The following is a 6,583-nucleotide window of genomic DNA, read 5'->3' on the forward strand; positions in this document are numbered from 1 at the left end:
GTGCTGCTAATCGATGACGACGCGTTGATGCTGAAATATTTGAGCGGATTGATCCAGTGGGATGAACTTGGAATAAGCAAGTTGTTGCAGACGTACTCCAGCGTCAAGGCATTGGAACTATTCAAGCAGGAACAACCAGATATCGTCATCACGGATATTGGGCTGCCACAGATTAACGGGCTTCAGCTCGCGGATCAATTCAAGCGGATGAAGCCCGATGTCCGAATTGTATTTCTGACCTGCCATGAGGAGTTCCAATATTTGAAGCAAGCGATGAACATGAATGCTGATGAATATTTGCTGAAGGACAAGCTCTTCGCATCGCAGCTGGAGGAGACGCTGCTCAAGTCTATGAAAGCACTGCAGCAGCATGCCGTGCAAGAAGCGCGAGATTCGTATCAGGAGGATTTCATTCGCAATCTGGATGTGCTCAAGACTTCGTTCTTCGATCAATTGGCGGGAGGCGGCACAGACGAACAGGCTGCCGTTCAATATGCCCGCCGTTTGGGCGTGAAGTGGCGTTACCCTTCGTTCAAGCTGGGCATAGGGCATATACAGCAATCCAGCCTCTATGGACGATATGCGCAAAAGGATATGGAACTGCTGCGTTATTCGGTGTACAACATAGCTTCGGAAATCTCTGAACGGCATGAAGGAATCAGCGCATTTCGATATAGAGACTATTTGATGGTGCTGATGAATTATCGCAATACGGGAACGGGCACGCCACAGCAGGATATGGAGCGGTATATGGTGGAAGTGCAGCGTCAGGTTGAGTCATTCCTGAAGATTCAGATTAGATTTGTCTGTTGCATGTCTGAGCTTACGCTTGGCGGCATAGCGGATGCGTACAAAAGATGGCAACGGGAACGATGGCAGCTGTTTTATAAGGGCACTGACCTGTTGTTGTGGCGGTGGGACCGCCATTGTCTGCTATATCCTGTTCCGGGAAGTCTGAAGGCTTGTGTGAAAAAAGTGGAGAGTGCCGCATTGGAAGGTACCGAAGGTGCCGTCATGAAGTTGCTTGAGGAGATGGGAAGGGAAGCTTCGGAGAAGTTCGTTCAGCCTTTGGAATGGATTGCGCTCTGTACGGAGTTGATGCGCTCGCTGGAGGTGAAGCTGTCTGTTCGGGCGAAAGACGAGTTGTTCTATCTGTCGCTGGATGCGGCGATGAGCAGCGATGAATTGATCGGCCTGTTAAGGTGGAGGATGAACGAGCTGATGGAGCAAAGTGACAAGCCGCAGCATTCAAAGCGCTCGGAGCCGAAACTGCAAGCGATCGATCATTATATTATGAGCCATATGTCTGACAATATCAGCTCCATCGATATCGCCCACTTTCTGGGGCTTAACCCCAGCTACTTCTCCAGGTATTTCAAGCGCTTGACGGGCATGAATATTACGGACTACATGCACCGCTATAAGGTCGGGGTGGCAGAGCAGCTGCTCCGCAACAGCGATGAGAAGGTTGAGCTTGTTGCCGCGAAACTGGGCTATTACGAGAGAAGCTATTTCTCTAAAGTATTCAAGAAATATACCGGCCTGACACCCACCGAGCTGCGAGAGAAGATCAAGTAGCATGGTAGCCAGGTGGAATAAGTCGTATTTAAACATACAAGGCATAGAGAGGCAGGAAGCATGGATGACACGATCGGTAAGTTTGCCCGTCCCTACAGAGCATCAATTGCGTTGGCAGGATTATGAGATGGGAATGTTCTGCCACTTCGGCATGAACACATTCTGCAGTCAGGAATGGGGTGAAGGAACGGATTCCCCGGAACTCTTCCATCCGACTGGGCTGGATGCCCGTCAATGGGTAAGGACGGCCAAGCAGGCGGGATTTCGTTACTTTGTTCTGACAGCCAAGCATCATGACGGATTCTGCTTATGGCCGACCGCGACAACGGATTATTCTGTTGCCTCTAGTCCATGGAAGAATGGCAAAGGTGACGTAGTTCGTGAATGTGCGGACGCCTGCAAGGAAGAAGGGATCGGCTTCGGCCTCTACCTCTCGCCTTGGGATCGTCATGAGCCATGTTACTCTAATAAGCCCGCTTATGACCAATTTTATTTGCAGCAGTTGGAGGAGCTTCTGACCGGCTACGGTTCGTTGGTGGAATTATGGTTCGATGGTGCGGGATCGGAAGGCAGGGAATACGACTGGCCAAGTATTATAAGTATGGTAAAGCAGCATCATCCTGAGGCGATGATCTTCAATATGGGAGCTCCTACGATTCGTTGGGTCGGCAACGAAGACGGATTGGCGCCATATCCATGCTGGAATACGGCGGAATCCGCCAAAATCAGTATGTTTAGCGACCAGTCTCTGCAATGGCTGCCGGAGACGCCGCAATGGGTGCCGGCGGAATGCGATGTGCCGATTCGTGAAGGCCGCTGGTTCTGGCGCTCCGGCGAAGAGGATCGCATTCTGTCGCTGGAATCGCTGATGGATATTTATTATCGTTCAATCGGACATGGGGCTACACTGCTCTTGAATGTAGCACCGGATAACCGAGGTTTGATGCCGGAGGCGGATATGGAGCGTGTACTCGCCTTCGGTGAGGAGGTACGCCGAAGATTCGCCAAACCAATTGCAGAGACGCACGGTGAAGGCGATGAAGTTGTGCTGGAGCTAGAGGGAGCAACGTTAATTGACCATATCATAGCGATGGAGGATATTCGTTATGGTGAGCGAATCCGTCAATATGTACTGGAAGGAAGATATGGAGACGAATGGAAGGAATTGTCGCAAGGCACTGCGATCGGACATAAGAGGATCGACCGAATAGCTCCTGTATGTGTTGACGCTATTCGTCTGCGTATAACGGAATCAGCCGCAAATCCCGTCATTAGACAGCTTGCTGTTTATTGCTGTGAATAATACTGTGCCGCTGTGTAAGTAGGCCCAATATATAGGAGGAGACGATAACCATGAATGAAATGTTGCATATGGCGCTGCAGGATGCAGTAGAGAAAACGAAAGCCAATATCGCCCGGTTCGGCGATCAGTTCCCGCATGTCAGCAAGGATGATGTGTATCTGCTCAACGACAATACGGATTGGACGGACGGCTTCTGGTCCGGCATGCTATGGCTTGGCTACGAGCAGACGGGGGACGAGGCGTTCCGAGATGCGGCGGCAAGAACGGTAGAGAGCTTCCGCAAGCGGATGCAGGACAATGTCGTACTGGATCATCACGATATCGGCTTCTTGTATTCTTTGTCCGCCAAGGCGCAATGGATGATTGAGAAGGATGAAGCGGCGCGGGCGTTGACGCTGGAAGCGGCAGACTGCCTGATGAAGCGGTGGAGACCGAAGTCACGTCTCATTCAAGCCTGGGGACGCGAAGGCGACGAGGTAAGCGGAGGTCGCATCATCATTGACTGTCTCATGAACTTGCCGCTGCTGTTCTGGGCGACGAAGCAGACGGGCGACAACCGCTATGTGGATGCCGCCATGGAGCATCTGGAGAAGAGCAGACGCTTCCTGGTGCGCGGCGACGATTCCAGCTATCATACGTTCTACTTCGATCAGGAGACGGGCGAGGCGATCCGTGGCGGCACTGCTCAAGGGTATGCTGACAGTTCTACTTGGACTCGCGGACAAGCTTGGGGTGTATATGGCTTCGCGTTGGCTTATGTCAACACGGGCAATGCCGTCTATCAGGAGACTGCGATTCGGATGGCCCTCCACTTCCTGGAGCGTCTGCCGGAGGACGGCGTCGTCTATTGGGACTTCAACGCGCCGATCAACGAAGATACGAAGCGCGACAGCTCCGCTTCCGCCATTACCGTATGCGGCATTCATGAGCTCCTTAAGGGGCTGGCCGAGGATCATCCCGACCGCAGCTGGCTGCAGGAAGGACTGAACCGTTCCATGGAAGGGCTGATCAAGCACTATGCGACGATCGGCAAGCCGGGTGCAGAGGGCTTGCTGGAGCGCGGCTCCTACAGCGTGCGAGCGGACAATTCGCCGGACGATTATATGATCTGGGGCGATTATTACTATATGGAGGCGCTTATGCGTCTGACGAAGGGGCATAAGGGCTACTGGTACGAATAGGACCGCAATATGCTATAATAGCATCTAACTAGATAAAAGTTGGTGGTCTTATGATCGAAGAGAGTGTAATGGGGCAAGCGGCGGCTTGCGACGATACATGCGGCGGCTCCGAAGCGGATGTCGCCAGAGTGAGGGACAAGCTGGTTGACGATGCCACCGCATCGCAGCTGGCGGACTTGTTCAAGGCGCTCGGCGATCCGAACCGCATTCGCCTCATCCACGCGCTGCAGCAATGCGAGCTGTGCGTACATGATTTGACAGAGGTGCTGGGTATGGGGCAGTCCGCCGTATCCCATCAGCTTCGCCTGCTGCGCAATATGCGTATCGTGAAGCGCCGCAAAGTCGGGAAGACCGTATTTTATTCGCTTGACGACGATCATGTGGAGCAGCTGTTTCTGCTGACGCTGCAGCATTTGAAGCATAATTAGGACATTGCATAGTTTTAGGCTTTCGCAGCCGCGAGACCGTATTTCCTTTGCAAAAGGGAGATGCGGTCTCGCGGCTTTTTAATTTATCAAGTTCCGGGGTCTCCGCAAAGTACCCTGAGCAAGCTTCGAAGCAAAGCCCCGCCTTGCGGGGCGATTTTGCAGCATTATCCATTGTTTGCAATGATGTGTTGCCTTGTTCCAATACGAAAGTTTAGTTTGGAGATGTAATGTTTAATATGTCCCCTATTTGTAACGGCTTACATGATTTAATGTAGAAGTAGCCCAAAGCTGGTTGAAACGGGTGCAAGGATAAGGATTACACATCTAGGAGGTATATGAAAATGGGGAAAACAAAAAAAGGATGGCTGTCCATGCTGGTCCTGATCATGTCCGTTGCCTTAATTGTAAGCGCATGCGGAAAGGACAGCGGCGAGAAAAACAATAGCGGCAGCAAAAATGAGGGTAAAAATGAAAGCGCCAACAGCGAAAAGCCTGTAGAATTGATCTGGTATACAATCGGTACTCCTCAGAAGGACGTCGACCGCGTCATGGAGGAAGTAAGCAAATACACGAAAGAAAAAATCGGCGTTACGGTAAAAATGAACATGATCGACTGGGGCGATTATACGCAAAAAATGCAGGTCATGACCGCTTCCGGCGAGCCGATGGACATTATGTTCACTTCTTCATGGGCGTTCAACTATGTACAGAACGCGCGCAAAGGAGCATTCTACGATATTACGGAGCTGCTGCAGGAGCATGGCAAGGGCATCGTCGACACGCTTGACCCTGCATTCCTGGAGGGCTCGAAAGTAGACGGCAAAAATTACGGTGTTCCCGCCAATAAAGAGCTGCCTGCGCAAGAAGTGTGGCGCTTCAACAAGGATCTGCTGGATAAGCACAATCTGAGCTTCGATGGCGTATACACACTGGAAAGTCTGGAGCCGCTGCTGAAACAAATCAAAGAGCTTGAGCCTGAAATCATCCCGTTCGCGGCGGACAAATCCTTCGGACCGTATATTCCGTACGATTATGTCATCGAAGCGATGCCATTCGCCGTTCCGCTCAATACGACGGACTACAAAATTGTGAACGTGCTGGAAACGGAAGAGATGAAGCAAGCGTTGACTACGATGCATAAATACTATAAAGCCGGCTATCTGCCTACGGAAGCGGCAACGCTGGATTCCTTGACGGACATTCAAACGACAGGCAAGTGGTTCGCAGATAAAGCGACTACTCAGCCGTTCGCAGACAATCTCTGGTCGCAAAAAGGGTACCCGGTCGTCTCCACGCCGCAAAGTGAGCCGTATGTGTTCAACTGGTCCGTCATGGGTTCCATGCAAGCAATATCGGCCAACTCCGAATATCCTGAGAAAGCTATGGAATTCTTGAACCTGCTCAACACAGACCCTGTGTTGCGCAATATGGTGGATTCCGGCATCGAAGGCGTGCATTACAAGAAAGTTAGCGACAACGTCATGGAGAACCTGCCGGAGAACAAAAACTACGATATGCCGACATTCTCTCTTGGCAACATCATGCTGACATATTTGAATCCGTCCGATCCTGAGAACAAGTGGGAAGTATTCAAGGAGTTCAACGATGCGGGCAAGTCTGCTCCACTGCTTGGCTTCAACTTCGACGCGACTCCGGTAGCGACAGAACTGGCTACGCTTTCCAACGTGAAGGAGGAGTTTTGGACTGCGCTTATGACGGGTACAGTCGATCCTGAAGAGTACCTGCCAAAGGCGATTGAGAAGTTTAAAGCAGCGGGCTTCGATAAGGTAATGGCCGAGATGCAGAAGCAGCTTGACGAGTGGCTGGCCAACAATAAATAATGAAGACAGAAGAAACGGATGCGCGCATCCGTTTCTTTTTTTCATGAGATAAATTTCGAGTTGACTATCCGAAGCCAGTGGTTAGTCACGTGCAAGCCGATTTACACTGGAGCGCCGAAAAGGGGTGTGCGGACACCAGTATAGTGTACCAACACTAAATTGACGGAATCCCGTGCGCTCGCCCCCTAGTGTATGCAGCCAACTCTAAATTGACGGAATCCCGTGCGCTCGCGCCTCCAGTGTATGCAGCCA

The 6,583-nt window shown here is 51.4% G+C and carries 5 protein-coding genes; all 5 read left to right on the plus strand.

The window, feature by feature from the left end:
- The 5 genes from M6D81_RS28590 (at position 1) to M6D81_RS28610 (ending at position 6,331) form a co-directional block, all read left to right on the plus strand.
- Positions 1-1,578, plus strand: coding sequence for a response regulator transcription factor (locus M6D81_RS28590; RefSeq protein WP_262680742.1), 1,578 nt, complete (start codon positions 1-3; stop codon positions 1,576-1,578).
- A 64-nt stretch (positions 1,579-1,642) separates the two neighbouring features.
- Entirely contained in the window at positions 1,643-2,881 is a 1,239-nt protein-coding gene (locus M6D81_RS28595) for an alpha-L-fucosidase (RefSeq protein ID WP_262680732.1), read from the plus strand.
- A gap of 59 nt (positions 2,882-2,940) precedes the next feature.
- Entirely contained in the window at positions 2,941-4,062 is a 1,122-nt protein-coding gene (locus M6D81_RS28600; protein ID WP_262680744.1) for a glycoside hydrolase family 88 protein, read from the plus strand.
- Positions 4,063-4,112: 50 nt separating this feature from the next.
- A complete protein-coding gene (locus M6D81_RS28605) occupies positions 4,113-4,490 on the plus strand; it encodes an ArsR/SmtB family transcription factor (RefSeq protein WP_262680733.1) in 378 nt (125 codons plus the stop codon).
- Between the two features lie 341 nt (positions 4,491-4,831).
- On the plus strand, positions 4,832-6,331 hold the full coding sequence (locus M6D81_RS28610) for an ABC transporter substrate-binding protein (RefSeq protein ID WP_262680735.1): 1,500 nt from the start codon (positions 4,832-4,834) through the stop codon (positions 6,329-6,331).
- Positions 6,332-6,583 lie beyond the last annotated feature (252 nt).

The sequence above is a fragment of the Paenibacillus sp. J5C2022 genome (assembly GCF_025567625.1).
Lineage (GTDB): Bacteria > Bacillota > Bacilli > Paenibacillales > Paenibacillaceae > Pristimantibacillus.

Excerpts from the sequence above, each read along its gene's own strand:
- M6D81_RS28595 (WP_262680732.1), top strand. The coding sequence starts at position 1,643 with ATGACACGATCGGTAAGTTTGCCCGTCCCTACAGAGCATCAATTGCGT.
- M6D81_RS28600 (WP_262680744.1), top strand. The coding sequence starts at position 2,941 with ATGTTGCATATGGCGCTGCAGGATGCAGTAGAGAAAACGAAAGCCAAT.
- M6D81_RS28610 (WP_262680735.1), top strand. The coding sequence starts at position 4,832 with ATGGGGAAAACAAAAAAAGGATGGCTGTCCATGCTGGTCCTGATCATG.
- M6D81_RS28605 (WP_262680733.1), top strand. The coding sequence starts at position 4,113 with ATGATCGAAGAGAGTGTAATGGGGCAAGCGGCGGCTTGCGACGATACA.